Annotated in this window: 22 protein-coding genes, 1 pseudogene and 1 riboswitch; of the genes and pseudogenes, 11 read left to right on the top strand and 12 right to left on the bottom strand. The window is 73.6% G+C overall.

The window, feature by feature from the left end; genetic code table 11:
- Positions 1 to 42: 42 nt before the first annotated feature.
- Positions 43 to 3,162, bottom strand: a complete 3,120-nt coding sequence (locus tag ABZ457_RS23415) for a hypothetical protein (RefSeq protein ID WP_359160373.1) — start codon at positions 3,160 to 3,162, stop codon at positions 43 to 45.
- A gap of 5 nt (positions 3,163 to 3,167) precedes the next feature.
- On the opposite strand from ABZ457_RS23415, the gene ABZ457_RS23410 reads away from it, so the two are divergent.
- From ABZ457_RS23410 to ABZ457_RS23380, 7 genes and pseudogenes are all read left to right on the top strand, one after another.
- Positions 3,168 to 3,404, top strand: coding sequence for a hypothetical protein (locus ABZ457_RS23410; protein ID WP_359160370.1), 237 nt, complete (start codon positions 3,168 to 3,170; stop codon positions 3,402 to 3,404).
- 452 nt (positions 3,405 to 3,856) lie between these two features.
- Positions 3,857 to 4,531 (top strand): response regulator transcription factor, encoded by a 675-nt coding sequence (locus tag ABZ457_RS23405; RefSeq protein WP_359160367.1) that lies wholly within the window; start codon positions 3,857 to 3,859, stop codon positions 4,529 to 4,531.
- A gap of 174 nt (positions 4,532 to 4,705) precedes the next feature.
- On the top strand, positions 4,706 to 4,927 hold the full coding sequence (locus tag ABZ457_RS23400; RefSeq protein ID WP_359160427.1) for a hypothetical protein: 222 nt from the start codon (positions 4,706 to 4,708) through the stop codon (positions 4,925 to 4,927).
- A 93-nt stretch (positions 4,928 to 5,020) separates the two neighbouring features.
- Positions 5,021 to 5,866 (top strand): helix-turn-helix transcriptional regulator, encoded by an 846-nt coding sequence (locus tag ABZ457_RS23395; protein WP_359160364.1) that lies wholly within the window; start codon positions 5,021 to 5,023, stop codon positions 5,864 to 5,866.
- 48 nt (positions 5,867 to 5,914) lie between these two features.
- On the top strand, positions 5,915 to 6,448 hold the full coding sequence (locus ABZ457_RS23390; RefSeq protein ID WP_359160358.1) for a hypothetical protein: 534 nt from the start codon (positions 5,915 to 5,917) through the stop codon (positions 6,446 to 6,448).
- Between the two features lie 174 nt (positions 6,449 to 6,622).
- Positions 6,623 to 7,323, top strand: a pseudogene (locus ABZ457_RS23385) (substrate-binding domain-containing protein); the annotation flags it as partial.
- A gap of 471 nt (positions 7,324 to 7,794) precedes the next feature.
- Positions 7,795 to 8,991 (top strand): acyl-CoA dehydrogenase family protein, encoded by a 1,197-nt coding sequence (locus ABZ457_RS23380; protein WP_359160355.1) that lies wholly within the window; start codon positions 7,795 to 7,797, stop codon positions 8,989 to 8,991.
- An 86-nt stretch (positions 8,992 to 9,077) separates the two neighbouring features.
- Here ABZ457_RS23380 and ABZ457_RS23375 read toward each other — a convergent pair whose 3' ends face one another.
- From ABZ457_RS23375 to ABZ457_RS23355, 5 genes are read right to left on the bottom strand one after another with little or no spacing between them, the layout of a single operon-like run.
- Positions 9,078 to 9,641 carry a GAF domain-containing protein gene (locus ABZ457_RS23375; protein ID WP_359160352.1) on the bottom strand — a complete coding sequence of 188 codons (564 nt, stop codon included), beginning with the start codon at positions 9,639 to 9,641 and terminating at the stop codon, positions 9,078 to 9,080.
- Positions 9,638 to 10,294 carry an ATP/GTP-binding protein gene (locus ABZ457_RS23370; RefSeq protein WP_359160349.1) on the bottom strand — a complete coding sequence of 219 codons (657 nt, stop codon included), beginning with the start codon at positions 10,292 to 10,294 and terminating at the stop codon, positions 9,638 to 9,640. Before ABZ457_RS23370 ends, ABZ457_RS23375 begins: the two co-directional genes overlap by 4 nt.
- Positions 10,272 to 10,643: a DUF742 domain-containing protein gene (locus ABZ457_RS23365; RefSeq protein ID WP_026277740.1), complete on the bottom strand. Its 372-nt coding sequence runs from the start codon at positions 10,641 to 10,643 to the stop codon at positions 10,272 to 10,274. The genes ABZ457_RS23370 and ABZ457_RS23365 overlap by 23 nt, the downstream gene beginning before the upstream one ends.
- Before the next feature lie 2 nt (positions 10,644 to 10,645).
- Entirely contained in the window at positions 10,646 to 11,080 is a 435-nt protein-coding gene (locus ABZ457_RS23360) for a roadblock/LC7 domain-containing protein (protein WP_359160346.1), read from the bottom strand.
- 7 nt (positions 11,081 to 11,087) lie between these two features.
- Positions 11,088 to 13,127 carry an ATP-binding protein gene (locus ABZ457_RS23355; protein ID WP_359160343.1) on the bottom strand — a complete coding sequence of 680 codons (2,040 nt, stop codon included), beginning with the start codon at positions 13,125 to 13,127 and terminating at the stop codon, positions 11,088 to 11,090.
- A 355-nt stretch (positions 13,128 to 13,482) separates the two neighbouring features.
- Here ABZ457_RS23355 and ABZ457_RS23350 point away from each other — a divergent pair, with 355 nt between their 5' ends.
- Together ABZ457_RS23350 and ABZ457_RS23345 are read left to right on the top strand one after the other, a co-directional pair.
- Positions 13,483 to 14,343, top strand: a complete 861-nt coding sequence (locus ABZ457_RS23350) for an NPP1 family protein (protein ID WP_359160340.1) — start codon at positions 13,483 to 13,485, stop codon at positions 14,341 to 14,343.
- 224 nt (positions 14,344 to 14,567) lie between these two features.
- Positions 14,568 to 15,884 (top strand): ionic transporter y4hA, encoded by a 1,317-nt coding sequence (locus ABZ457_RS23345; RefSeq protein ID WP_359160337.1) that lies wholly within the window; start codon positions 14,568 to 14,570, stop codon positions 15,882 to 15,884.
- A gap of 172 nt (positions 15,885 to 16,056) precedes the next feature.
- Here ABZ457_RS23345 and ABZ457_RS23340 read toward each other — a convergent pair whose 3' ends face one another.
- On the bottom strand, positions 16,057 to 17,259 hold the full coding sequence (locus ABZ457_RS23340) for an MBL fold metallo-hydrolase (protein WP_359160334.1): 1,203 nt from the start codon (positions 17,257 to 17,259) through the stop codon (positions 16,057 to 16,059).
- 314 nt (positions 17,260 to 17,573) lie between these two features.
- Here ABZ457_RS23340 and ABZ457_RS23335 point away from each other — a divergent pair, with 314 nt between their 5' ends.
- Positions 17,574 to 18,194 (top strand): TetR/AcrR family transcriptional regulator, encoded by a 621-nt coding sequence (locus tag ABZ457_RS23335; RefSeq protein WP_359160331.1) that lies wholly within the window; start codon positions 17,574 to 17,576, stop codon positions 18,192 to 18,194.
- 1,119 nt (positions 18,195 to 19,313) lie between these two features.
- Here the strand turns inward: ABZ457_RS23335 and ABZ457_RS23330 are convergent.
- Both ABZ457_RS23330 and ABZ457_RS23325 read right to left on the bottom strand, forming a co-directional pair.
- Positions 19,314 to 20,111, bottom strand: coding sequence for an SGNH/GDSL hydrolase family protein (locus ABZ457_RS23330; protein ID WP_359160328.1), 798 nt, complete (start codon positions 20,109 to 20,111; stop codon positions 19,314 to 19,316).
- A 202-nt stretch (positions 20,112 to 20,313) separates the two neighbouring features.
- On the bottom strand, positions 20,314 to 21,279 hold the full coding sequence (locus tag ABZ457_RS23325) for a LysM peptidoglycan-binding domain-containing M23 family metallopeptidase (RefSeq protein WP_359160324.1): 966 nt from the start codon (positions 21,277 to 21,279) through the stop codon (positions 20,314 to 20,316).
- Between the two features lie 4 nt (positions 21,280 to 21,283).
- Positions 21,284 to 21,441, bottom strand: a riboswitch (cyclic di-AMP (ydaO/yuaA leader).
- Between the two features lie 491 nt (positions 21,442 to 21,932).
- Here ABZ457_RS23325 and ABZ457_RS23320 point away from each other — a divergent pair.
- Complete coding sequence (locus ABZ457_RS23320; protein WP_359160321.1) at positions 21,933 to 22,757, top strand: tyrosine-protein phosphatase; 825 nt, start codon at positions 21,933 to 21,935, stop codon at positions 22,755 to 22,757.
- 25 nt (positions 22,758 to 22,782) lie between these two features.
- Here the strand turns inward: ABZ457_RS23320 and ABZ457_RS23315 are convergent, their stop codons facing one another.
- The 3 genes from ABZ457_RS23315 to ABZ457_RS23305 all read right to left on the bottom strand — a co-directional run bounded on the left by ABZ457_RS23315 (position 22,783) and on the right by ABZ457_RS23305 (position 25,038).
- Complete coding sequence (locus ABZ457_RS23315; RefSeq protein ID WP_359160318.1) at positions 22,783 to 22,944, bottom strand: DUF6126 family protein; 162 nt, start codon at positions 22,942 to 22,944, stop codon at positions 22,783 to 22,785.
- Between the two features lie 7 nt (positions 22,945 to 22,951).
- On the bottom strand, positions 22,952 to 23,560 hold the full coding sequence (locus tag ABZ457_RS23310) for a helix-turn-helix domain-containing protein (protein ID WP_359160315.1): 609 nt from the start codon (positions 23,558 to 23,560) through the stop codon (positions 22,952 to 22,954).
- A gap of 83 nt (positions 23,561 to 23,643) precedes the next feature.
- Positions 23,644 to 25,038 carry an aspartate aminotransferase family protein gene (locus tag ABZ457_RS23305; protein WP_359160312.1) on the bottom strand — a complete coding sequence of 465 codons (1,395 nt, stop codon included), beginning with the start codon at positions 25,036 to 25,038 and terminating at the stop codon, positions 23,644 to 23,646.
- Between the last annotated feature and the right edge of the window lie 161 nt (positions 25,039 to 25,199).

Here is a 25,199-nt window from a genome sequence, read left to right as displayed (position 1 = left end):
TTCTCCGGGGCCGACGCGCGCGGTGCCGGCCGATGAGGTGGTTCAGGTGGTCACGCCGATGACGACGGCACGCGGCCACTCGTCCCGCCGTGCGGGCAACTGGTGCCGGGGCAGGCCGCGTTCGGCGAGGTCGGGCGGGAAGTTCCGGCCACCGCTCGCGGTCGTGACGGTGAGGTCCCCGGCCGAGAGCCGGGTGGCCCGCGGCCGGTGGGCCTGGAGCGGGGCGAGGGCCTCGTCCAGTGCCGCGCGGAACGCGAGGGCGGTGTTGCGGGCCCGGTCGGTACCGGTCCGTTCGGCCTGGAGGGGCATCCGGGCCGTCCCGTAGCCGGTGACGGTCACCGTGGGCAGCGGCAGGCCGTTGCGCTGGTTCCACAGCATGTTGCGGGCCACGGACCGGGCCAGCTGGTCCAGTTTGAAGCGCTCGTCGGCGAGGAACGTGTGCCGGCCCCGGGCGAAGGAGATCCTCGTGAAGGGCTCCGGCGTGCGTCCGCCGGAGACGACCGCGGTGAAGGGCCTCTGCATCACGGCGGCGTCCCGGCCCGGTACGGGTTCGGCGATCGAGCCGTGCAGACTCCTGCCCTCGCCGTAGAGCTGGAAGTACCACAGGTCGTGGTGGCGCGGCAGCGTGCCCCGGGCCGCGGCGGCGACGGAGGTCTCGTCCGTACCGGAGGTCCGCCCGGCGGCCGTGTTGGCCCGGGCCGCCTCCACCGCCGCCCGCCGCTCCTCCCCCACGCGGTTGCGGTTCTCCAGGGTGACGTGGGCGCTGCCGTCCTCGCTGGTGAGGACCGTGGTGGCGAAGTGGTAGCCGTAGGGGCGGACCGGCGGCCGGCCACCCGGCGCCGGGGCCCCGGGACCGGGCTCGGACCCGAACTCGGGCCCGGGATCAGGCCCGGGATCAGGCCCGGGATCAGGCCCGGGATCGGGCTCGCGCAGCGTGAGCACTCCGTCGGCGTCGATCCGTCCGATCGACTGGACGAGGTAGGCCTCTCCGACGCCGGCGACCGCGCCGGCGTTGACACCCATGAGACCGGCGATCACGTCCGCGGCCGGGTCCGAGGCCGCCTCTTCGTAGGCCCCGCCGACGTCCAGGGCCACGGCCGTGTCGCGCTCCGCGCGTCGCAGATCGAGCAGGGCCCGGCGGACCTCCGTCGCCGGGCGCGGGAGTTGCCCGTCGGCGTGGCGGCCGGTCAGTTCCGTGAGGGTGTGGGCCAGTTCATGGACGTTGCCCAGGGTCAGCGAGGTGAGCTTGGCGGTCCTGATGCCCAGCACCCCTCCTTCGCCGTCGCGGAGGACCAGCCGGTTGGGGGCTCCGCCGATCAGGCGGTTGGCGAAGGCGTCGCACTCGGAGGGCATGGGGTCGTCCAGGAATTCCGGCGTGACGCGGTTCAGCCGGGGTGAACGGCCCGGTTCCAGCTGGACCGTGACCCGGTGGTCGAGCCGGAGCCGGAGCTTGCTGTCGATCTCCGTCAGGATGCTGTTGGCCCGGTCCACGGACCGTTGCGTGGCGTACACCTCGCGTGCCCCCGGACCGGCGTGGTTGACGGCGAGGGTCAGGTCGCCCGAAGCCAGCAGCGGCGGCAGGGTGTCGGTGTGCTCGGGCCGGTGGGGCAGGGCGGGCGCGGCCGGGTCCGCCGACGGGTCCGGTACGGCGACCTCGATGGGTCCGTATCGGTGGAAGGGCACGAGGTCCGGGCCCCTGGTCCGTATCCGGTAGTCCGTGACGGTCCGGAGCGGGGCGGGGCTGGTCTCCCACCGGTCGTCGGCATCCGCGGGAGGCAGCGCGTCCGGTTCCGGGTCGGCGGGTGGACCGGTGGGACCGGTGTCGCCGGCCTCGGGGGAGGCGGCGCTGCCCCGGCCGGGGTCGAGGCGGTCGCCGACCGCGTGGCGCACGGGTTCGGAAGGCTCGGCGGGCTCGGGCGGAAGGGGGTGGTCGCGCAGGACGAGGTGGGCGTCGGCCAGGGACTCGACGGCGGTCAGGTAGTCGCGCGGCAGGGTTCCGGGCTCCGGGAGCCGGGCCGTGGCCATGACGCCGTCGTCCTGGACCGCGCCCTGGGCACGGGAGCGCCGGAACAGCGTGCCGGGGTCGCGGTACTCGTCGGGCAGGCCGAGGTAGTGCAGCAGTTCGTGCAGCAGCACCCCGTCGTCGTGCCGCAGGTCGAGTGCGCGCTGCCGGGCGCGGGGCGGCGGACCGTCGGGGGTGTCGGTCAGGCTGATGTGCTCACCGTGCCGGGGCGCGTCCACCAGGCGTACGCCGACATGGATCTGGTCGCCGGACGCGGGCAGCGCGTAGCCGGTGTTGAGGTGGGTGTCGAGGATCGTCTGGAGGCGCCGCTGGAACAGGGCCGTCTGTTCGGGCGCCAGGGATCCCGCCCGCCGGACGGGCAGGTTGAGCGTGAAGTCCCGTACCCAGGCGCCGTTGTCGGCCTGGACACGGCGCGCCGTGTAGCGGATCAGCGTCCGGGCGCCCGCGAGGGTGCCGGAACGACGGCTCGGGGCGGCCGGGTCGCGGGCCGGATCGAAGCGTTCCACGGCCATGCGCGCGACGGGGGCGCCGGCCCGGCGGTGCACCCAGTCGGCGCGGGTGACGGGACGGGCGACCCGGTCGGCCGGTCGTCGCGGGTCCGCACCGGGGGCGGCTTCCTCAGCGGGCGGGGTGAGCGGGGCGGGCGAGGTGCCGTCGCCCGGAGCCGGCTCGTCCGGGTGGCCGGGCTCGGCGGCCGTGGCATCCGGGCCGAGGGGCTCGGTGGCCATCCAGTGGTCGGCGCCGTCCATGCGCACCAGGACCACGGGGGCACCGCCGTCGTCACCGAGGTTCATCGGCTGGACGCCGGTGCCCAGCAGGAGGGTCACCGGGAAGCCGTACACCCGGGCGGCCAGGGGGAGCGCCAGGTCGTTGGCCGCGTTGTCGTACTCCCCCGAGACGGCGAGTCGCAGGGCGAGTCCGCGCCGGTCGGCGTCGTCGAGCGGGAACAGGGCGAGATGGTGGAGCTGCTCTGCCAGATGGGACTCCAGGAGCGCGGCACGGACGGCCGGGGCGAGGTGAGCGGACGCCTCCCCCAGCTCCTCGTCGAGCCGGGCGCGGGCCCGGTCCTCGGCGACGCCCGCCTCGGCCTGCGGGCCGAGTGCCGCCCAGTCCGTCCTCGCCGAGCAGCAGCAATCCACGTGCCGTGACGGCCATATCGGTCACCCGGCCCGCGCCGGCGGGCAGCGGCCTGGTGTCCACGGTGGCGTCCAGCGGCACGGGCCGCTCGGTGATGCCGGGCGCCCCGGACACGCCCTGGACCTCGTCGAGGGCCGCGTCGACGCAGTCCTCGCACATCGGGCGCGCCCCCGTACCGCTCGCGCCGCCCGCCTCCTTGCAGAGCGCGCAGACGTACTCGTTGCGCAGACCGTCGCCGGTGTAGTGGACGAAGTACTCGGAGTCGGTGGCGCCGCGCAGGTGTTCACACAGGGGCGGGCCGTAGGGGGGTGCGTCGTGGCCACAGACAAGGGTCATGCGGGAAACTCCTCAACCGGGGTGTGGGGTGGGCCGCGTCGCGTCGTGGGCGGCACCTGCGACCATCGAACACCGCGGTCGGACGGGGGTTCGCCGAGGGCCGCGCGAACGTCCCGATCGGACAGGACTTCACGCCCCGGCGGGCAGTTCCGCGCGCCGGGCCCCGTGGGGTGGCGACCCCACGCCCCACGCCCCACGCCCCACGCCCCACGCCCCACGGCACCGCGAAGGCGTCCAAACGGGGGCCAAGTCGCCGCCAAGAGCCTCCTGTCACGATGCCACGCGAGCCTTCTCCGCATCCGCATCCGCATCCGCATCCGACGAAGAGATGTCGAGCCGACCAGATCCATGAACCCGACGATGTCCCCTCCCCACGGCAGACGTGCCGCACGCCCGTCGTCCCCGGGCACGATCCCGGTCGCCGTGATCGCCGACCAGGCGCTCACCGGCGAGGGCACGCTCGCCCGCCTGCGGGACTTTCCGGACCTCCGCGTCCTGTCACCGGCGCAGCGGCCGAAGGCCGATGTCCTGCTCGTCCTCGCGGACGAGTTCCGCGAGTCGACGATGCGGCTCCTGGAGTCGCTGACCGCGAACTGCCGCAACCCGGGAGTGGCGATCGTCCTCGTCTCGGACCATGTGCCCGAGCACTACGTCCTGCGGGCCGTCCAGGCCGGTCTGCGCAGCGTGATCCCGCGGTCGGCGGCCGGATTCGACGTGGTGGTGGACACCATCCGGAACGTGGTGAACGGGGCCGCCTGCATGCCGCCGGACTTCCAGGGCTGGCTCGTCGACAAGGTCCGCTCCCTCCAGGGGGACGTCCTCGCGCCGATCGGCATGACCCTGTCCGGGCTGAGCCCCCGCGAGATCGAGGTGCTGCGGCTGCTGTCCGAGGGCCTCGACACCACCGAGATCGCCGGCCGCCTCAACTACTCGGAGCGCACCATCAAGCACGTGATCAGCGGCGTCACCAGCCGCTTCGGCCTGCGCAACCGCACCCAGGCGGTCGCGTTCGCGCTGCGCCAGGGCGTGTTGTAAGGGAGACCGGAACTCACGTGATCGACATCACGTCACCGCAAAAAGCCGCACACTTCAGCGCCGGGAAAGTCTTCGTCGTCAACATTCCGCACACCAGTAGCGATGGCTCTGCGCGACGGATCACGCTCAAAGGGTCAACAGTCGCCGCCCACTGGAGGACCAGCGACGCTTCACCTGCTGTGCAAGGACCCCGAGAGCCCGAACAACGGCTCGCCGACCCTGTACTACGACGACGTGTCGGACAGCTATCTGCTCCAGTCGTGGAAGGTGGCCGATCCCACCCGTCTGGCGTCGATCGCCGTCCCCGACCACGAGACCGTCGTGGAGTTCCCCAAGCGGCTTCTGCGGCTGTTTCCGCGCGGGGAAGCAGAGCCGCACACCCACGCAACACCATGAACTGACATACCGTCACAAATACGGTTTTGAAGAGACCTTGGTGCGGGTGGGTCTGTTCTCCGCGTCACCGTGGCGGGCGGCACACTGGTCGGCATGCCTACCTCCTCCAGCATCGCGGAAGCGCGCCGTGCCCTCGGGCAGCGCTTGCGCAAAGTGCGTGAAGACCACGGACTGACTGCGACAGAGCTGGCCCGCCGGTGCACCTGGGACCGGGCCAAGATCAGCCGCATCGAGAACGGTCACGCGCCGGCCTCCCCGGAGATCATCCGGACGTGGACGCGGGAGTGCGGGGCGCCGGAGGAGGCGGACGACCTCATCGAGGCCGCCCGCAACATCGAGTCGATGTACACCGAGTGGCGGTTAATGGAAGGACGCGGTCTGCGTCCGGCACAGGACAGTGTCCGGCCGCTGTGGGCCCGGACCACGGACTTCAGGTCCTACTCCCAGAACCTGATCCCCGGACCGCTCCAGACCGAGGAGTACACCCGAACCGTCCTGCGCGGCATCCGGGACCGGCGCGGCCTCACCGATGACGTCGAGGTCGCGGTGGCCTCCCGCATGGAGCGGCAGGACTTCCTCAACGACCGTTCCAAGGGCTTCGAGTTCGTCCTGGAGGAGACCCTTCTCTACCGCCAGGTCGGCCCGGCCTGCGTGATGACCGAGCAGCTCGGACATCTGCTCCAGGCGGCGGTGCGGCAGAACGTGCTCGTCGGCATCATCCCCCGCCGGGCGGAACGCAGCCTGATGCCGCCCGTGGAGGACTTCTGGATCTTCGACAAGCGGCAGGTCAACGTCGAGCTCGTCTCCGCGTACCTGACGGTGAAGCAGAACCACGAAGTCACGCTCTACCTGGACGATTTCGACCGACTGAAGGACCTGGCCGTGCACGGCGGCCCCGTGTTCAAGATCATCGCCGACGCTCTCCACTCCTACGCGTGAGCCGGTCGCCTGCCCGTGCCAGGCGACCGGCCGAGCAGGAGCAGCTGCGTGAGCAAGCGTCAGCGCCGTCCGGCCTTACCCGAAGCCGGGCGCGACACCTTCTACACCCAGCCCCGGCGGCGCACGGCGAACGTCGCGGCGGTGACCGTCGCCGGGCTCGCCGCCATCGTCCTTGTCACGACGGGGTCGATCACCACTCCGCGTGACGAGGCCACCGACCAGGAAGACGTCACGGCGCGCTGGTACCGCGCCTTCCTCCGCGACCTCCCCGGGCACCGGCCCACCGGCGAACGCGTCATCACCTCCGGCAAGTCGGACCCGGGACTCCCCGTCGTCGTCCGGCTCCCCGCGACCCCCGACGGGCAGGCACGGCGCGTCGTCTACCGCTGCCACGCGACCAGCGCCACGGTCACCGCCACCGCCACCGCCCACACCGAGGCAGGCACCCGGCACCGCTTCCCGGCCGCCCCCTGCGGCCCGACGATCGCGTCCGTGTCCGTCGAGCCCTACCAGTCGGTCACACTCAGCAGCGACGACGACAACGCGGTACTCCTGTGGGCGGTCGTGACGACGCGCCGGTAGCGCGGCAAGCACCCGTCTGTCCCACCCGCCCCGGTTCCACGGCCCACCGCGCCTGCTCCGGGGCCAGGGCCGATCACGCCTGAGTTCATCCACCGAGGAGGTGTCCGCCGCAGGCCCGGCGGTCCTGGTCAAGCGCCCGTCACGAGCCGGAAGCGCAGGCACACCAGCGGCGTCGTGTCCGCGCTGCGCGCCCAGCGCGCCAAGGCCGTCCTGCTGATCGGCTCCGGCTTCCAGGACCGCGCCTGGGAGCGGGACCTGACCGCCGAACTCGACCCCGATGTCCGGGCCGGGGGCCGGGTCGCGGTGCTGAGCCGGCACCGGAGCCTGCGGGCCGACACCGTGCTCCCGGAGAACCGGGGCGGGGCCGCCGCGCCGGCCCGGGCCCTGCTGGAGCTGGGGCACCGGGAGTTCGCCGTGCTCAGCGGGCCGCCCGAACTCACCACCGTCTCCGACCGGTTGGCCGGATTCCGCGGGGAACTGGCATGCGCCGGAGTGCGCCCGGCGCCCGAGCGGATCGTGCACGGCGCGTTCACCCGGGACGGCGGCTACGCGGCGGCCCGGGCCCTGCTCGCCCGCGGGGAGCGCCCGACCTGTGTGTTCGCGGTCACGGATGTGATGGCGGTGGGGGCGCTGGCGGCCTTCCGGGAGGCGGGGGTGCGGGTGCCGCGGGACGTGTCCCTGGCGGGGTTCGACGACATCCCGCTCGTCCGGGAGCTGTCGCCGCCGCTGACGACGGTGGCGCTGCCGCTCGCGGAGCTGGGGCGGCAGGTCCTGGCGCTCGCCCTCCGGGAGCCGCGCGGGGCCCGCTCCCGGGTGGTGCGGGTGGCGGGCGAGGGGTGCTGCGCGCGAGCACGGGGGCGCCACCGGGGCGGTAGGACCGGGGCGCTTGGGCGGGCGGCGCGGGGCGCGTGCACAGGGCTCGCGCGCCCCGCGCCACCCCCGTACGCCGGTGCGCGCCGCCATCCCGGCCCGCGACCGGCGTTTTTCGGTCGCTTCCTGCGCAGTATCGATCCTTCAGCAGGCCACTGGAGACACTTCCATGCCCTTTCGTGACGTCCCCGACGACGGTCGCACGCCGTTCCGGGGAACGCAGTGCCGTTGGCATGTGGCTACGACACCTCCGGTGGGAAGGGTTCCGGCGGGGTTCGGGGGGTCGCCTACCACGCGGTCCATGGACTCAATCAAACGTCAATACTTCACGTTTCAGCCAATGTTGGCTGTGACCTTGTCCCGCTGCGCGAGGCTCAACAGGCTGAAGTGTCGGCCTGTTCGGGACGGGGCCACTGCCGATGCACCACCTGCTCGCACAAGTGCGCGAACAGGCGTTTCGCGGAGGGGAGCTCGCGATGGACGGTTACTTCACCGGCCGGCCGCACCACCGGCTGCGCGCCCGGGTAAGGGAGTTCGCCGAGAGGGAGGTCCGGCCGCGGATTCCGGCCATGGAGGCCGCCCGGGCCGTCGACCACGACCTCTCGGCGCTGATCGCCCGGCAGGGCTGGCTCGGGGCGACCATCGGCGAGGACTACGGCGGAATGGGCCTCGGGCACCTCGCGAAGACCCTTGTCATCGAGGAGCTGTCCCGGGTCAGCGGGGCGATGGGAGCCATGGTCCAGGCGTCCCAGCTCGGTGTCGCCAAGATTGTCCATTTCGGTAGCGACGAGCAGAAGAAGACCTGGCTCCCGGCGATAGCCGCCGGCGACTGCCTCCCGACCATCGCCGTCACCGAACCCGAGTCCGGCGGCCATGTCCTCGGCATGAGCGCCCGCGCGGTCCGGGACGGGGACGACTATGTCCTCCATGGCCGGAAAGTGTTCGTCGGCAACAGCCATGTCGGCGATCTGCACGGCGTCGTGGTCCGCACCGGCCCGGGTTCGCGCGGGCTGACGGCCTTCCTGGTGGAGTCCGACCGGCCGGGCTTCCGCGTCGGCGAGCAGAAGCCGACCATGGGGCTGCACGGCTTCAGCTTCGGCGAGCTGATCTTCGACAACTGCCGGGTCCCGGCGTCGAGCCGGCTCGGGGACGAGGGCGACGGGCTGGCCGTGGCCTACTCGTCCAGCGTGCTCTACGGGCGGGCCAACCTCACCGCGGTGTCCCTCGGCATCCACCAGGCGATCCTGGAGGAGACCACCCGCTTCTGCGAGGAGCGCCACCGCTATGGGAAACCGCTGCACGAACTGCCCTCGGTGAAGCTGAAGCTCGGCACCATGCAGTCGCGGCTGATGACCTCCCGGCTCGCCGCGTACCACGCCGTGCACCTGCTGGACCAGGGTCTGCCGTGCGACGCGGAGCTGATGAACGCCAAGCTGGTGAACGTGGAGTCGGCGATCGACTCGGCCCGCAACGCCATGGAGATCCACGCGGCGGCCGGCCTCTTCACGGACCGGCCCATCGAGCGCTATATGCGGGACGCGCTGCACATGTTCGCCCCGGCCGGCACCTCGGACATCCAGTTACTGCGGCTCGCGGAGGTCGCGCTGGGCACGGCGAAGGGCCAGTGGTCGGAGCGCCTCTCGGACGAGGTGCGCCTGGCCCCGGCCGGGTGAGGCGGGCCCCCGGCCGATGACGGGAGCGGCGCCCCGGGGCGGGGCCGGTGTGCCACCCGTGCGCGCCGCCCGCCCCGCTCCCCCCTTCAGAACCGGGTGTCCTCCCGGTGGTGGATCTGCTCGATCAGCTCCGCCGCGAGGGACTTGATGGTCTCCAGCCCGGCCCTCCCCCAAGGCCGCGGCTCCGTGTCCACCACGCAGATGGTGCCCAGCGCGATCCCGGTGCGGTCGATCAGCGGTGCGCCGAGATAGGAGCGGATGCCGATCTCGTCGACGACCGGATTGCCCGCGAAACGCGGGTAGTCGCAGACGTCCTCCAGCACCAGCGCTTTGCGCCGGACCACCACATGCGGGCAGTAGCCGTGGTCGCGGGCCATGAAGCGGCTCACCCCGCCGGCCGCCGCGCCCGCGTCGGTGCCGCTGTGCGTGCCGCCCGGGGTGTGCAGTCCCGCGAAGAACTGCCGGTTCTCGTCGATGAAGTTGACCATGGAGTAGGGGGCGCCGGTCACCTCGGCGAGCCGGTGCGCGAACTCGTCGAACGCGGGGTCCGGCCGGTCCCCGAAACCCAACTGCCGCAGCCGCTCGACCCGGGCGGGCGCCTCGCGGTCGACCGGGGTGAGCAGCAGGTGGCCGGTGGGGTCGTAGGTCATGTCGGTGCTCCATAGCTCGGTGCCGGGCCCGGCACGACGGGGGAGGTGGTGGACAGCAGGTGCTGGACGAGGGTGACCAGGGTGCCGATGCCGGAGCTGGCGATCCGCGCGTCGCAGAGCACCACCGGCACCTCCGGTTTGAGGTCGATCGCCGCGCGGACCTCCTCGGGGTCGTAGCGGAAGGCCCCGTCGAACTCGTTGACGGCGACGACGAATCCGATGCCGCGCCGCTCGAAGAAGTCCACCGCGGAGAAGGACTCCTCCAGGCGGCGGGTGTCCGCGAGGACGACCGCGCCGAGGGCGCCCTCGGAGAGTTCGTCCCACATGAACCAGAAGCGCTCCTGGCCCGGGGTGCCGAAGAGGTAGAGGACATGGCGGGCGTCGAGGGTGATCCGCCCGAAGTCCATGGCGACCGTGGTGGTGGTCTTGGACTCGATGCCGTCCAGATGGTCGGTGCCCACGCTGACCTGGGTGAGCAGTTCCTCGGTGCTGAGCGGGTCGATCTCGCTCACGGCGCCGACGAAGGTCGTCTTGCCGACGCCGAAGCCGCCGGCGACCAGGATCTTGAGCGCGGTCGGGAAGAGGTCGCCGGTCCCGGTGGCGGACCCGTGGGCGGTCCCGGTGCCGGTCTCAGAGCCGTCGTCGTAGGCCATCGAGCACCGCCTCCAGCAGTGAACGGTCCGTGTGGGTGTCATGGGTGCGCGGGGCGCGCGCGGTGACCGCGCCGCAGTCCACGAGGTCGGACACGAGCACCTTGGTCACCACTGCGGGCAGCCGCAGATGCGCGGAGATCTCGGCGACCGAGGTGGGTCCGTGGCACAGGCCCAGCGCGAGGGAGTGCTCGGGCCCGAGGTGCGCCTGGGGCGTGTTCCCGGTCGCCATCACCAGGGACAGCAGGTCGAGTGCCGCCGTCGGACGCGTCCGGCCGCCGCTCACCGTGTACGGCCTGATGAGCCGTCCGGCCGCGTCGTCGAGCAACGGCCCGTCCTTGGGCGAGGGCACGGTCACTGCCCCGCTGCGCTCGACGCCCCGGCGGCCGTTCTCGCGGGTGTGGTCAGGTAGGGGCGGACGCTCTTGACGAGCATGGCCATCTCGTAGCCGAGGACGGCGGCGTCGGCCTCCCGGCCGGCCAGCACGGCGAGACAGGTCCCGGAGCCGGCGGTGGAGACGAACAGCAGGGTGGAGTCCAGCTCCACGACCACCTGCCGCACCTCGCCGCCGTCCCCGAACCGCGCGCCGGCGCTGCGGCCGAGCGAGTAGAGGCCGGAGGCGAGAGCGGCCATGTGGTCGGCGCTGTCGTTGTCCAGACCGTGCACCGACTTCACGAGCCCGTCGGAGGAGAGCAGTACCGCATTGCGGGTGTACGGCACCCGCTGGACCAGACCGCTGAGCAGCCAGTCGAGGTCCGACACATGACCGGTCGGCACGTCGCTCGCCATGGTGCATCTACTCCTTGATGGTGGTGTCGTGACGGGGGTCGGGCTGTGCGTGCGCGGGCGTGGTCTCGTGCGCGGGCACGGATGTGATCTCGTGTGCGGGCGTGATCTGGTGTGCCGACTCGGCGAGTCCGATGCCCCGCTGGAAGGCGGCCATCAGGCCCGGGTCGTGCAGCGTCTGCTCCTCGTCCCGGCGCGGGGCGGGGGCGTCGCGGAGCTGGGGGACGAGGTGCTCCTGGCTGCGGCGCCTGGGCAGTCGGGGCCGGTCCATGGTGCCGTGCACGGGGCCGGCGGCGGTCGGGGGCGGCAGGTGCGGGGGCTCCTGCGCGGCGACCCCCGGGGTGCTGTGGCCCGGGCGGGCGGAGGCGGGGTTGGGGCGGTCGGTGTGCTCGCCGCGTACGGGCAGGGGGTCGAGACCGGCCTGCGCCCGGACGGGTTCGCGCTGGGCGGGCAGGGGCTGGGCGGCGGGGCCGGGGTCCCGGTGGGGTTCCGGCACGGGGTGGCCGCCGGCGGGGCCGCCGCTGTGCGGGGGTTCGGCGTACCGGGGTTCGGTGGGGCGGGGTTCGGCGTGACGGGCTTCCGTGTGCGGGGGCGCGTCGGCCCGGTGCGCCGTGTGCGGGTGCTCGGTGTGCACGGGCTCGGCGGGCCGGGCGGCCGGGGGCTCGGGGCGCAGTTCCGGCAGGGGCTGGGCCTGAGCCGCGGGCGCGGTGTGCGAGGGCGGCAGCGGGGGCGGTGCCGTGGCGGCGACCCGGGGGGCACCGGCCCCGGCCCGTTCCGCCGCGCCCTGGTTCGTGCCCTCCTGGGCGGGGGCGCCGGGGGCGGCGCCGAGCAGGCCCTGCGGCAGGACCAGGACGGCCTGGATACCGCCGTAGATGTTGGACTGGAGCCGGACCGCGATGCCGTGCCGGCGGGCCAGCGCGGAGACCACGAAGAGGCCGATCCGCCCGTCCTGGAGGAGATGGGCGACGTTGACCTGGTCGGGGTCGGTGAGCAGGGCGTTCATCTTCTCCTGCTCGGCGACCGGCATACCGAGGCCCCGGTCCTCCACCTCGACCGCGAGGCCCGCCGTGACGTGCTGGGCGCGCAGCAGGACCTGGGTGTGGGGCGCGGAGAACAGGGTGGCGTTCTCGACGAGTTCGGCGAGCAGGTGGATGACGTCGGCGACGGCGTGGCCGCGCAGGGTGCCGTCGATCGGCGGGACCAGCTTGACCCGGGGGTACTGCTCGACCTCGGCGATGGCGGAGCGCAGCACCTCGGTCATGGTGACCGGGTTGGACCACTGGCGGCGGGAGATCGCGCCGCCGAGGACGGCGAGGTTCTCGGCGTGGCGGCGGATGCGCGTGGCGAGGTGGTCGACGTGGAAGAGGCCCTTGAGCAGCTCGGGGTCCTCGACCTCGTTCTCCAGCTCGTCCAGGAGCTGGATCTCCCGGTGGACGAGGGACTGGAGCCTGCGGGCGAGGTTGACGAAGACCTCGACCTTCTGTTCGTTGCCGACGCTGCTGGAGAGCCGGGACGCCTGCACGACGGCCGCCACGGCGGCCTCGTGGGAGCGGCTCAGCTCCTGGGTCAGGAGGTCGAACTCGTCGCCGCCGCGCGGGGCCTCGGCGGGTCGGCGCCGGGGCGGCGGGCCCTCACCGCGCCGCAGGCCCTCCACCACGGTGCGCAGTTCGGCCTGGCCGCGGGCGGTGCTGCGGCGCAGCGCGTTGGTGCGGGCGTGGACGGAGCGTGCGAGCCGTTCGGCGCCCAGGAAGGCCGCGGCGAGGGCGGCGGCGGCGAGGGCCGCGGTGGCCAGGAGCACCGCCCACAGCCCGAAGGTGGGTTCGGGGGCGGCGGCCCGCAGCAGGTAGATCACGGCGGCCAGCCCGGCGAGGACCGCGGCGACGGCGGGGAGGACGGCGGTGCGCAGGAGCTGGGGGCGTATCCGCGACTCCGGTGGCGCCGCGGCGGGCTGGGACCGTCCCGGGGAGGCGAGGGAACGGGTGCCGGGACGGCCGTGCCGCCCGCCCTCCCGGCGGTCGGACCGCGCGGCTGGTGCGCGTAGTTGAGACATCAGCGTCCTTGGTACGTGGGGTCCGAGGGATCGGCGTACTTCTGGGAGACCTTCTGGGGGACGGTGCACGCGGGTGGACCGAGGGCACGCGGAAGTGAGCCCACCGTTGATCACCGGCAACACACGGTAGTCGCCGAAAGGTCTTCTGCGAGAGGCAGTTGGAAAAGTTCCCCACGGAGCGTCCCGCTCTGGTATGAGGACTCGCACGGGAGTCCTGATCCCCCAGCCGGGTCCCACCTCCCGTGCACCGAACCGCTCACGCCCGTGCCACCCCCTGTGGCACGGGCGGCCCCCACACGCTCGCCCCCGTCCGGCGTCCGACGCCGTGCGCCGGGGCCCGAGAAGAGAGCGACCCATGCGCATACCCCCCTCCACCGCACCGGCCGACGGCCCGTCCCCCACCGCCCCGAGCGCCCCTCCGGCGCGCCGCCGCCTCCCCGGGACCTCCCGCATCGCACTGCGCGCCGGCGCGGCGCTCGGGGCGGCGGCCCTGGCCGTCCTGCTCCCCGCCGCGCCCGCGTACGCCGACCCGCCGCGCAACCTGCCCCAGAACGCGGGCGGTTACGAACAGACCTTCTCCCCCGCGTACGACTACGACGGTGACGGCTGCTACGCCACCCCCGCCATCGGCCCGGACGGCACCCTCGCCCCCGGCCTCAGGACGACCGGTGCGATCAACGGCAACTGCCGTGACCGGTCCGACCTGGACAACACGCAGACCTATGCCCGCTCGGCCTGCAACAACGGCTGGTGCGCGGTGGTGTACGCGAGCTACTTCGAGAAGGACCAGGCCGTCCACGGCAGCGGGCTCGGCGGGCACCGCCACGACTGGGAGCACGTCGTGGTCTGGATCGACCAGGCGGCCAACCGCGCGGAGTTCGTCTCGACGACCCAGCACAGCACGGTGCGGACCTACCCCCGCGCACAGGTCCGCTTCGACGGCCCGCACCCCAAGGTCGTCTACCACAAGGACGGTCCGGGCACGCACTTCTTCCGCCTCGCGAACGGAGGCGACGAGCCCCCCGAGAACCACTACGGCGACTGGCGGTACCCGCCCCTGGTCGACTGGAACGGCTGGCCGGACACGGCCCTGCGCGACCGCCTGATGTCGGCGGACTTCGGCGCCGCCACCATCAAGATCACCGACCGCGACGACCGGTTCCGCCGCCTCCTCGCCGACTCCCGCCCCTCGATCCCCTTCGACCCCTGGTCCTGACCCGCCGCTCCGCCCGGCCCCGGTCCCGTTCGCTTACGCGCCGGGTCCGGGCGGGGCCACGGGTGCCGACCGCCCCCTGCCCAGCGCCGTCGCGAGGGTCACCCCGGGCCGGGCGTGGTCGCGGGTCCGGGCCGGCGGAGCGGCCGGGAGCCGGCGGCAGGCGCGGGCGCGGTGCCGGGACCCCTGTCGTCGGTGCGGCGGTGGGCTCTGGCACCCTGATCACCATGAGCACGGACACCAGCACCTCGACGCTGAGACAGTGGACCACCTGGGTACCGGTGGTGGCACTGGTCGCCCTGGCCTTCGGTTGGGGGCGCGATCTGCCCGCGCTCGGCGTGACCGCCGTGGCGCTCTGCCTGTTCGGCGCCGTGCTGGCGGCCGTCCACCACGCGGAGGTGGTCGCCCACCGGGTGGGCGAGCCACTCGGTTCGCTGGTGCTCGCGGTCGCGGTGACGATCATCGAGGTCGGACTGATCGTCATGCTGATGTCCGGCGGCGGCGACAAGGCGTCGACCTACGCGCGGGACACCGTCTTCGCCGCGGTCATGATCACCTGCAACGGCATCGTCGGCATCTGCCTGCTCGTCGGCGCAGTCCGCAACCGCACCGTGGTCTTCAACGCGGAGGGGTCGGGCGGCGCGCTGGCGACGGTCATCACCCTCGCCTCGATGACGCTGGTCCTGCCGACCTTCACCACGGGCGCGGAGGACCGCGAGTTCACCACCGGCCAGCTGGCCTTCGCCGCGGTGGCGTCCCTGGGGCTGTATCTGCTGTTCGTGACCGTCCAGACCGTGCGGCACCGCGACTACTTCCTGCCGGTCTCCCGCGAGGACGAGCCCCCGGTGCCCACCCCCGCGGACCCGTCCCTCGCCATGGGAGCCTCCTCCGAGGACGCCTCCGGGGGTGATTCCGGGGACGCCTCCGGCACCGGCGAGGCCGCGCGCCAGGCGGAAGCCACGGGTGCCGTCAGCCTGCGGAAGAAGCCGTGCCGGATCGCCTCGCCCGACGGCTCCGAGGTCGAGGCCGATCCCGACTCCGACGTGGCGGTGGACGAGAACGGCGAGGAGCACGCCCCGCGCCCCTCCAGCCGCGCGGCCGGCATCAGCCTGCTGCTGCTGGTCGTCTCGCTGATCGCCGTGGTCGGCAACGCCAAGGTCATCTCGCCGACCATCGAGCAGGGCGTGGAGAGCGCCGGGCTGCCCTACACCGTCGTCGGTGTGGTCATCGCCCTGATGGTCCTCCTCCCGGAGACCCTCTCGGCGGTCCGCTCGGCACGCCGGGACCGGATGCAGACCAGTCTGAACCTGGCCTACGGCTCGGCGATCGCGAGCATCGGCCTCACCGTCCCGACGATCGCCCTCGCCTCGGTCTGGCTCTCGGGCAACCTGGAACTGGGCCTCACCCCGATCCACCTGGTGCTCCTCGCCCTCACCGCCGTCGTCAGCGCCCTGACCGTCGTCCCGGGCCGCGCCACCCTCCTCCAGGGCGGCGTCCACCTCGCGCTCTTCTCCGCGTTCCTCTTCCTGTCGGTCAGCCCCTGACCGGGAGACGGCCCGCCCAACGGGTGAGCCGCTTGCCCGAGCGGGCACTCACCGATCCCGCTCTACCGGCGCTGGGCCGAGCCCGGCGACGAGAAGCGTTCCGAACGGGCCGGGCCCGGGGCACGAGTGCCCCGGGCCCGGCCCGCACTGCTTGTCGGTCGGCTCGCGCGCGTCAGCGGTCGCCCGCGAGGTTGAGGTCCTGCCTGGCGGCCTCGGTGGGGGTCTCGACCGGCCGGACCCGGCGCCACGGGGTGGGGATCGGGCCCGAGAGGGCGCGCCACCAGGGGTCGGTGGGGAGGGTGCCGCCCGGTTCGAAGGGCTGGCCCGGGTGGGGGAAGGCCGCCTGCTGGCCCGCGTCGGACGCCGCGTCCCTTGTCCACTCGCCCGGCTCCGCCCACGGGTGGGGGGCGAGGTTGAAGGTGCCCCAGTGGATCGGGAGGAGCACCCCGGCGGGGGCGCCGCCCTGGAGGTCGAGGTGGGCCCGGAGGCCCTCGGCGGGGGTCATGTGGATGTCGGGCCAGTACTCGGAGTAGGCGCCGATCTGGATCATGGTGGCGTCGAAGGGGCCGTGCTCGGCGCCGATGTCCCGGAAGCCGGGGAAGTAGCCGGTGTCACCGCTGTGGTAGATCCGGTGGTCCGGGCCCTCGACGGTCCAGGACGCCCAGAGTGTGTGCTGCTGGTTCCGCAGGCCGCGCCCGCAGAAGTGGCGGGCCGGGGTCGCCGTCAGCTTCAGCCCGGCCACCTCGGTCGACTCGTTCCAGTCGAGCTCGCGAAGGCGGGAGGGGGCGACGCCCCAGCGTTCCAGGTGGGCGCCGACGCCCAGGGGGACGGCGAAGACGGTGTCCGTGCCGGCGAGGGCCTTGATGGTGGGGAGGTCGAGGTGGTCGTAGTGGTCGTGGGAGATCACGACGACGTCCGCGGTGCCGAGGGCGGCGAGCGGGGCGGGCACGGGGTGCAGGCGGCGCGGGCCGACGAAGTCGAACGGAGAGCACCGCTCTCCCCAGACGGGGTCGAAGAGGACCCGGCCGCCGTCGATCTCGGCGAGGACGCTGGAGTGGCCCATCCAGGTCAGGCGCAGCCCCGTGGCCGGCGGCCGGGAGAGGTCGGCGACCGTCGTCGGGTGGACGGGCACCGGGCCGTCCGGGGTGCGGCGGGCGCGCGCCTCCTTCTCGAAGTAGATCTTCGCGAACTCCGTCATCGAGGCGCCGGAGGGCCTGGTCCGCGCGCCGACCGGGTTCTGGAAGGTGCCGTCGGCGAAGTTCGGCGAACGGAGGATGCGCTCCCGGCGCTCACCCGCCGGGTCGGCGCCGAAGGCCGCGGTCCGCAGCGAACGCAGCCGGGTACGCAGCGAGGGGGGAGAGCCAGCGCCGGTCACGGCACCTCCTGGAGATCGGTCGACACATCCATGGTCCGAGGGTATGCCGCGGTCCGCCGGTGCGGCAGCGGGCGCGGACAGCCCACGACGGTGCAACGCGCACCCGTCCGCCGGTGTTCCACGGTTCACGGGAACGTGGCGTTCCGCCACCGCGGGAGGCCCTGCCGGGGCCCCGTCCGCCCGGCCGCGCGGCGCCGTCCGGCGGCCGGGCGGCTCCCCTGTCGGGAGTGCTCCGGGGGAGTTTCCCGGCGCCCCGGAATTTCCCGCTCCGAGGTCTGGACCGGGGCCAAGATCGGCTGTGTAGGGTGACCGCCGTGGGGAGAGTCCGACTGAGCGTCCCTGAGCGGCGCGAGGAGCTGCTGAACGCCGCCGTCGAGCAGATCGAGCAGCGCGGCGCCTCCGCCGTGCGGATCGCCGACGTGGCCGCCGCGCTCGGGGTGAGCAGCGCGCTCGTCCTCTACCACTTCTCGTCGAAGGAGCAGCTGGTCGCGGCCGCGTTCACACACGCGGCGGACGCCGATCTGGCGCATCTGCGCCGGATCCTCGGCCGGCGCACCTCCGCGCTGCGGCGGCTGCGCACGGCGGTGCGCTGGTACGCGCCCACCGGCCAGGCCAAGGGCTGGCGGCTGTGGATCGAGGCGTGGTCGGTCTCGCTGCGCGATCCGGCGCTGCGGGATCTGTCGCGGGGGCTCGACCAGCAGTGGAAGTCGGCGCTGACCGAGGTGATCGCGGAGGGCGCGGCGGCCGGCGAGTTCCGCTGCGACGACCCGGCGGCGGCCGCGTGGCGCCTGACGGCCTTCCTGGACGGGCTCGCCGTCCAGATGACCTCCTACGCGGGCACGCTCTCCCGCGCCGCGATGCTCCAGTGGACGGACGACGCGCTGGCCCGTGAGCTGGGCCTCGACCGCGAGGCCCTCACGGCGACGGCCCGCTGACCCGGTCCGGGCCGGGGCCCGGGCAGGCGGGGGCGGGCAGCGCCACCGGGCGCACCGCACCCGGTCGGGCCCGGCGGGCGCCGCGGGCTCGCCCCGCGCCTTGCCGCCGAGCGGGCCGACCCGGGCTCCCCGCAGGGGTCACGCCCCCTGGGCCCGGTCCGGGGCAGCGGGAGCCACCCGCCACCGAACGGGTCGCACCGCACCCGGTCGGTCCGGGCCGGGGCCGGGCAGGGGGTAGCGGCCCCGGAGCGGGCCGCGCCACGGCCCCGAACCAGGCCGGGTCGGTAGGCAGAGCGGCCAGCCCGCAGGGGGCATGGCCCCTGTTCCCCCGGGGCCGGGCAGCGGGAGCCACCCGCCACCGAACGGGGCGCACCGCACCCGTTCAGTCCGGGCCGGCCGGGGCCGGGCAGGGGGTAGCGGCCCCGGAGCAGGCCGCGCCACGGCCCCGAACCGGGCCGGGTCGGTAGGCAGAGCGGCCAGCCCGCAGGGGGCATGGCCCCTGTTCCCCCGGCTTGGCAGGCAGGAGCCGGTTGATCACCGGAATGGGTCGCATCGCTCCCGTCCAGGGCCGGGACCGGTAGGGGGCGAGCAGGCCCCCGGACCGGTCGGCGTCGCCGAGTGGACCGACCTGGGCTCCCCCAGGAGCCATGGCCCTGTGATCCCCGGAGCCGGCAGGCGGGAGTCGCCGCCGAGCGGGCGTGCGGACCCGGGCTCCGGCAGGCCGCCCTGGCCGTCGTGGGCCCCAGGCTGGGCGGACGCCACCGACGAGCCGGGGCCGGGCCGCACCGCCGAGCGCGCGGCCCCGGGCCTCGCGGGCCGGGCGGACACCACCACCGCGCCGCAGCGGCGAGCCGGCCCGGACCACGCCCGGCCCGCGCCCCCGCGAGCGCGCCGCTTCCCGTAAGCGCCGCACGCCCCGCGGGGCCGAGCCGGGCGGGGCAGGCAGGGCGGAGGCGGGCGCACCCCGCGCCCGACCCCACCCGGCGCACCCCGGAAACCAGGCCCGCACCACGCCCGACGCCCCCACCGCGAGCGCGGCTGGGCCGGCAGGGGCGTGACCGTCCAGGCCAGTCGGCCCTGGCCCGGCGCGACCGCGAGCGCACGCCCCCACCGGCCCCCTCAGAGCGGCATGAGGTCCGGCCGCTTCGCCTCCACGTGGTCGCCGGAGCTCTCGCCGCGCAGGCGGCGGCCGATCCACGGCACCAGGTAGTCGCGCGCCCAGTGGATGTCGTCCCGGCGCACCTCCAGCGGCCCGCGCGGCGGCTGCGGCGGCCAGGGCTGGTCGGGGTCCGCGTCGCCGGGGACGTCGATGCCGAGGACCTGGGCGGCGCGCAGGGCGACCCGGGTGTGGCCCTCGGGCGACAGGTGGAGCCGGTCCAGGTCCCACGCGCGCCGGTCCTGGACGGACTTGAGGGACCACAGGTCGAGCACCGGGCAGTCGTAGCGGTCCGCGATGGCCCGCACATGCGCCGTGTACGTGGCGATCTTGCCGCGCAGATGGCGCAGGACCGGCACGTCACGGGTGTCGAAGCCGGTGGTCACCATGACCGTGCCGACGGAGGAGGTCAGGTCGGCCACTGCGCGTTCGAAGCGCTCGGCCACGTCGTCCGGGTCGCTGCCCGGCCGGATGATGTCGTTGCCGCCGGCGCAGAAGGAGACCAGGTCCGGGGCGAGTTCCTTGGCCCGGGGCACCTGGTCCGCCACGATCTGGTCGAGCAGCTTGCCGCGCACGGCGAGGTTGGCGTAGCGGAAGGTGTGCTCCGGGGTGAGGTCGTCGAGGATGACCGCGAACCGGTCCGCCCAGCCGACGAAGGTCCCGTCGGGTCCGGGGTCGCCCACGCCCTCGGTGAAGCTGTCACCGATCGCTGCGTACGACCCGAATGCGCCACTGGTCTCTGTTCTCGAATCGTCTGCCACGGGAGCACATCCTTCCTGCCCGGATGTGACCTACGCGACCGTAAGGAGGGGTTGACGGGAGGTGATCTTTACCACCGGTCAAGTTTCCGCCAAGCCGGAATACGCGGAATCCCCCGCTCCGCCGCCGGACGGAACGGGGGACCACCACCGGGGCCGGAGTGCGCGGTCGACACCGCGCCGGGCCGGGAGGAGGGGTACCGCGTCAGAGGTTGACGCCGTTCTGGCGCAGGTACGCCAGCGGGTCGATGTCCGAGCCGTAGGACGGCCCGGTGCGGATCTCGAAGTGCAGGTGCGGGCCGGTGGAGTTGCCCGTGGAGCCGGAGAGGCCGATCTGCTGTCCGCCGGAGACCGACTGGCCGCCGGAGACGGAGAGCGAGGACAGGTGGGCGTACTGCGAGTAGGTGCCGTCCGCGTGGCGGATGACGACCTCGTTGCCGTAACTGCCGCTCCAGCCCGCCGACTCGACGGTGCCGGAGGCGACCGCCTTCACGGTGCTACCGGAGGCCGCGGCGAAGTCCACACCGGTGTGGTAGCCGCTGGACCACATGCCGCCGCTCTGGCGGTACGGGGTGGTGATCGAGGCGTCGACGGGCGCGCTGAAGCCGGACGCGGAGGTCTTGGCGGGGGCCGAGGACTTGGCGGGGGCCTCGGCCGGCTTCTCTGCCGGGGCGGCCGGGGCCTTCTCCTGCCGGGAGTCGTCGCGGGAGGCGCGCGGCTTGGACTCGGTCCGCACCTCGGGGTCGTTCTTCAGCTTCGACTTGCCGCCGATGGTGAGTTCGAGGCCCGGGTGGATCAGGGACGGGTCGGCGCCGATGGCGCGCCGGTTGTCGTCGAAGAGCTCCTGCCAGCCGCCGCGGACGTCGTGCTCGTCGGCGATCTTGGACAGGTAGTCGCCCGCGACCACGGTGTAGGTCTTCGGGGCCTTCTTGGCGGCGGCCTTCGCGGCAGCGGCGGCCTTCGCCGGCGCGGCCTGCTGCGCGGCGGCGGGTGCCTGCGCCGCGACGGCGGACTTGCCGGGCGCGGCCGCGGGGGCGGCGGCGGTCGCCGCTCCGGCGCTCGCGGCGCCGAACAGCGGAAGCGCGATGGCGGCGCCACCCGTGCCGGCGACGACGAAGCCGCGGCTCACGGGATTGGACTTGGGACGGCGGTGCTTACCCTTTCCGGGCATGACGCATTCCTCTCCGGCGCCTGCGAGGTGAGCTGTCGGGTTCGGGCTGGAGATGCCCGTTCGCACTGGTCGCGCGAATTCACCCCAAGCCGTCCGAATTGCTCCGGAATCGGCGTACTACCTGGGTCCCCCGCTCCTGCCACGCGGTGGTGGGTGCGAACTCCGGTCGGCGGCAGGATTAGGCGGTCCGTCCGGATTGAGCGTGACCGTAGGCGAGCCACCCCGGGGGAACAAGCCATGAATTCCCGGACGCAATCACCACACCCGCACCGGAGCCGGGCGGCCATCACCCTCCGTGGGCGACGGGCCGTCAACTCCCTTGTCCGGCACGGAATTGACCCGGCGGAAGCCAGTACACACCGTCACCAATATGATCCTGCTCACCAGCCGTTTCCCATTTACGGCGCTTACGGGGCACCCTCCAATCAATCTCCTAATTCGGACACAAGGCGCGAATGCAATTCCACTACCGCACTTGCCGCTCAAGATCGACCGGCTCGTCCGGCTTCGTCCCTCGCACCGGCCGTCCCGCCGCCCCCGCCCCGCCGCGTATGAAGGGCGTGTGAACCGGTGTCGTATCGTCGGGAGCGCGCCTCCGCCGGCGACCGCGCCGGTGGAGGGGACGGGCACCGCCGCCATTGATTGGAGTCCATGTGACGCAGCAGTTGCCGCAGGCACCCTCGGCCGGGCAGGACCCCGAGCCCGCACTCGCCGGAGTCCGCAACTTCCGCGACGTGGGCGGGCTGCCGACCACCGACGGCGGTCGGGTGCGGCACGGCAGGCTGTACCGCAGCGGCCACCTCGCCCACGCCACCGCGAGCGACGCCGCGTTCCTCTCCTCCCTCGGGCTGCACACGGTCTTCGACTTCCGCAACGCGGCCGACCAGCGCCTGGAGGGCCCCGACGTCGAGCTGCCGGGCGTGCGCAACCTCAACCTGCCGCTGAGCGACCCGGCCGACGGCGCGGAGTTCTGGCGGATGGTCCGCGACGGCAATCTGGACCAGCTCAAGTCGATCCTGGACGGCGGCAAGGGCGCGGACCGGATGATCGCCGCCTACCGCGCGATCATCACCCAGCGGACCGCCGAGCACAGCCGTGTCCTGCACGCCCTCGCCGAGGACAGCGTCCCCGCCCTGATGCACTGCGCCGCGGGCAAGGACCGGGCCGGTCTCTCGGTGGCCGTCACCCTGCTCGCGGTGGGCGTGGAGCGGGACGCGATCGAGGCGGACTACCTCAAGTCGAACGACCCGCACCGCCGCTACAAGGTCACCCGCGGCTCCGACTCCCCGGACGCGATGTCCGCCGAGGTCATGGAGCTGCTGAGTCCGCTCTTCGACGCCCGGCCGGCCTATCTCGCCGCGGCCTTCGAGACGATCGAGGAGACCTGGGGCGGGACCGAGCAGTACCTCTCCGAGGGGCTCGGCCTCTCCCCCGCCACCCGGGAGACGCTGCGCGCCCGGCTGGTCGAGAACGCCTGAGGCCGCCCGGCCCGCCCCGGCCGGGTCACTGGTTCTGCGCGCCCACCAGGAAGAGCAGGTAGAGGAAGGCGGCCACGATGTGGCCCGCGATCAGATAGGCGAAGAGCCGGATGACGAGTCCGCGCGGGAACCGGTCCTCGCGCCGACCGCCGGCGGCTCCGCGCTTGTCCAAGGGGTCGTGCGACATTCCCTGATCACCTGGCTTCCGGTCGGACGTGGGGACGGGGGTGCGGGTCGGGGCTCTGCAGCAGGGTGTGCACGAACAGCAGCTCCGCGCCCTCGGGCGTGGCGGCGGCGATCCGGTGCGGGGTGAGCGAGTCGAAGTGGGCGCTGTCGCCCGGGGCCAGCTCGTACACGGTGTCGCCGAGGCCCAGGCGCAGCCGGCCGGTCAGCACGTACAGCCACTCCTCCCCCGGGTGCACACGCACCAGGTCGCCCTGGGCGCCGTGGGGGACGACGACCCGCAGGGCCTGCATGGCGCGGCCGGGGGCGCCGGCCGGATGGTAGGTCCAGCCGTCGGCCCGTACGGGTTCGCGCTCACCGCCCCGGACGACCGGCTCGCGTTCGGCCGGCTGCTCGCCGAGGACCTCCCCGACCGTCGTACCGTAGATGCGCGCGAGGGCGAGGAGCACGGGCAGCGAGGGCTGCCGGTTCCCGGTCTCCAGCCGGGACAGATGGGCGGGTGAGAGCCCGGCGCGGTGGGCGGCGGCCTCCAGGGTCAGGCCCCGGCGGCGGCGCAGGTCCCGCAGGCGCGGGGGGACACCGGCGAGACCGTCACCGTCCGGTGCGGCGGGAGTGTTCATGCCTCTATTGGGCCAGCACGATTGCCTCTGAGGCAAATGACTTGCCTCAGAGGCAAAAGCCCGGGGCACCCGCCGCGCACCGGTCAGCGGTTGGCGACCGCCTGCCGGACCAGGGTCCGGCCGAAGTCCCACATCAGCCCGCCCCCGCCGTGCGCGTCGTCCATCACCTCGGTGAACGCGTCGACGAAGCGGTCCACCTCGCGCTCGCCGATGATCAGCGGCGGGATCAGCTTGATGACCTCCAGGTGGTCCCCGGAGACCTGGGTGAGGATGCGGTGCCGCTGGAGCAGCGGATGGACGACCATCTGCGCGAAGAGCCCCTTGCGCGCGGCCTGGAGCATCGTCCAGCGGCTGCGCAGCCGCAGGGACTCGGGCCGGCCGAACTCGATGCCGATCATCAGCCCCCGGCCGCGGACCTCGTGCAGCAGCTCGTAGCGGGGCACCAGCGCGGCGAGCCGGGAGCGCAGCAGCTCCCCGGTGATCCGGGCGTTGGCGACGATCTGCTCGTCCTCCAGCACGCTCAGCACGGCGAGCCCGGCGGCCATGGCCTGCGCGTTGGAGCCGAAGCTCGCGGAGTGGACCAGGACCCGGTCCATGGAGGAGTAGACCTTCTTGAAGATCCAGTCCTTGCCGAGTGTCGCGCCGACCGGCACATAGCCGCCGGAGAGCGCCTTGGCGACGCAGACCAGGTCGGGTTCGACCCCGGCCTCGTACTGGAAGGCGTAGAAGTCGCCGGTGCGCCCGAGGCCGGTCTGCACCTCGTCGGCGACCAGCAGGGCCCCGTGGCGGTGCAGCAGGTCCTGCGCGGCCCGCAGGAAGCCCGGTGGGGCGGGGTTGACGCCCTTGCCCTGGATGGGCTCGACGACCAGGCCGGCGACGTCCCCGCGCGCGAGTTCCCGCTCCAGCGCGTCCAGATCGCCCAGCTCGATCGCGGTGTCCGGCAGCAGGGGCGCGAAGCCGTCGCGGAAGCCCCGCTCCCCGTTGACCGAGAGGGACCCGGCGGTGAGGCCGTGGAAGGCGTGCGCGCAGTAGAGGACCCTGGGGCGGCCGGTGGCGTAGCGGGCGAACTTCAGCGCCGTCTCGACGGCCTCGGTGCCGCTGTTGCCGAAGAAGACCCGGTCCAGGTGCGGGGTGTGGGCGAGCAGCTTCTCGGCGAGGAGGCCGGGCAGGGGCTGGCAGTCGAAGCGGGTGAGGTCGGCGAGCTGGGCGTCCAGGACGTCGTGGAGGGCCTTGCGGACGACGGGGTGGTGCCGGCCGAGGCCCATCACGCCGAAGCCGGCCAGCATGTCGAGGTAGTCGTCGCCCTCGTCGTCCCAGAAGTAGGCGCCCTCGGCCCGCTGGTAGACCTTGTCGAAGCCGATGGTGCGCAGCATGCGGGGCAGTTGGTGGTTGAGGTGCCGGCTGTGCAGCTCGTAGCGTTCGCCGCCGCGCCGGGCCAGCAGCTCCGCCAGGTCGAAGCCCCGGGGTGCCTCGGTCATCGCTCAGCTCTCCTCACAGCTCTCCGCACCTCCCTGCAGGGGACGCGGGACGGGGGCGGGCGGGGTGGACGGCGGCGAGGACCCGGCGGACATCGGTGGGCCCCTCGCCCGTGAACTCCTCCAGGACGCACCACACCTCGCCCCGCTCCGGCAGCACCAGC

The sequence above is a fragment of the Streptomyces sp. NPDC005805 genome, from assembly GCF_040630445.1.
Classification (GTDB): domain Bacteria; phylum Actinomycetota; class Actinomycetes; order Streptomycetales; family Streptomycetaceae; genus Streptomyces.
The sequence above is the reverse complement of the archived record's forward strand: the minus strand, read 5'-3'. Positions and strand labels throughout refer to the sequence as shown.

Excerpts from the sequence above, each read along its gene's own strand:
- ABZ457_RS23355 (WP_359160343.1), bottom strand. The coding sequence starts at position 13,127 with ATGTCTCAACTACGCGCACCAGCCGCGCGGTCCGACCGCCGGGAGGGC.
- ABZ457_RS23345 (WP_359160337.1), top strand. The coding sequence starts at position 14,568 with ATGAGCACGGACACCAGCACCTCGACGCTGAGACAGTGGACCACCTGG.
- ABZ457_RS23350 (WP_359160340.1), top strand. The coding sequence starts at position 13,483 with ATGCGCATACCCCCCTCCACCGCACCGGCCGACGGCCCGTCCCCCACC.
- ABZ457_RS23395 (WP_359160364.1), top strand. The coding sequence starts at position 5,021 with ATGCCTACCTCCTCCAGCATCGCGGAAGCGCGCCGTGCCCTCGGGCAG.
- ABZ457_RS23315 (WP_359160318.1), bottom strand. The coding sequence starts at position 22,944 with ATGTCGCACGACCCCTTGGACAAGCGCGGAGCCGCCGGCGGTCGGCGC.
- ABZ457_RS23405 (WP_359160367.1), top strand. The coding sequence starts at position 3,857 with ATGTCCCCTCCCCACGGCAGACGTGCCGCACGCCCGTCGTCCCCGGGC.
- ABZ457_RS23370 (WP_359160349.1), bottom strand. The coding sequence starts at position 10,294 with ATGGCCTACGACGACGGCTCTGAGACCGGCACCGGGACCGCCCACGGG.
- ABZ457_RS23305 (WP_359160312.1), bottom strand. The coding sequence starts at position 25,038 with ATGACCGAGGCACCCCGGGGCTTCGACCTGGCGGAGCTGCTGGCCCGG.
- ABZ457_RS23380 (WP_359160355.1), top strand. The coding sequence starts at position 7,795 with ATGGACGGTTACTTCACCGGCCGGCCGCACCACCGGCTGCGCGCCCGG.
- ABZ457_RS23325 (WP_359160324.1), bottom strand. The coding sequence starts at position 21,279 with ATGCCCGGAAAGGGTAAGCACCGCCGTCCCAAGTCCAATCCCGTGAGC.
- ABZ457_RS23310 (WP_359160315.1), bottom strand. The coding sequence starts at position 23,560 with ATGAACACTCCCGCCGCACCGGACGGTGACGGTCTCGCCGGTGTCCCC.
- ABZ457_RS23375 (WP_359160352.1), bottom strand. The coding sequence starts at position 9,641 with ATGACCTACGACCCCACCGGCCACCTGCTGCTCACCCCGGTCGACCGC.
- ABZ457_RS23360 (WP_359160346.1), bottom strand. The coding sequence starts at position 11,080 with ATGGCGAGCGACGTGCCGACCGGTCATGTGTCGGACCTCGACTGGCTG.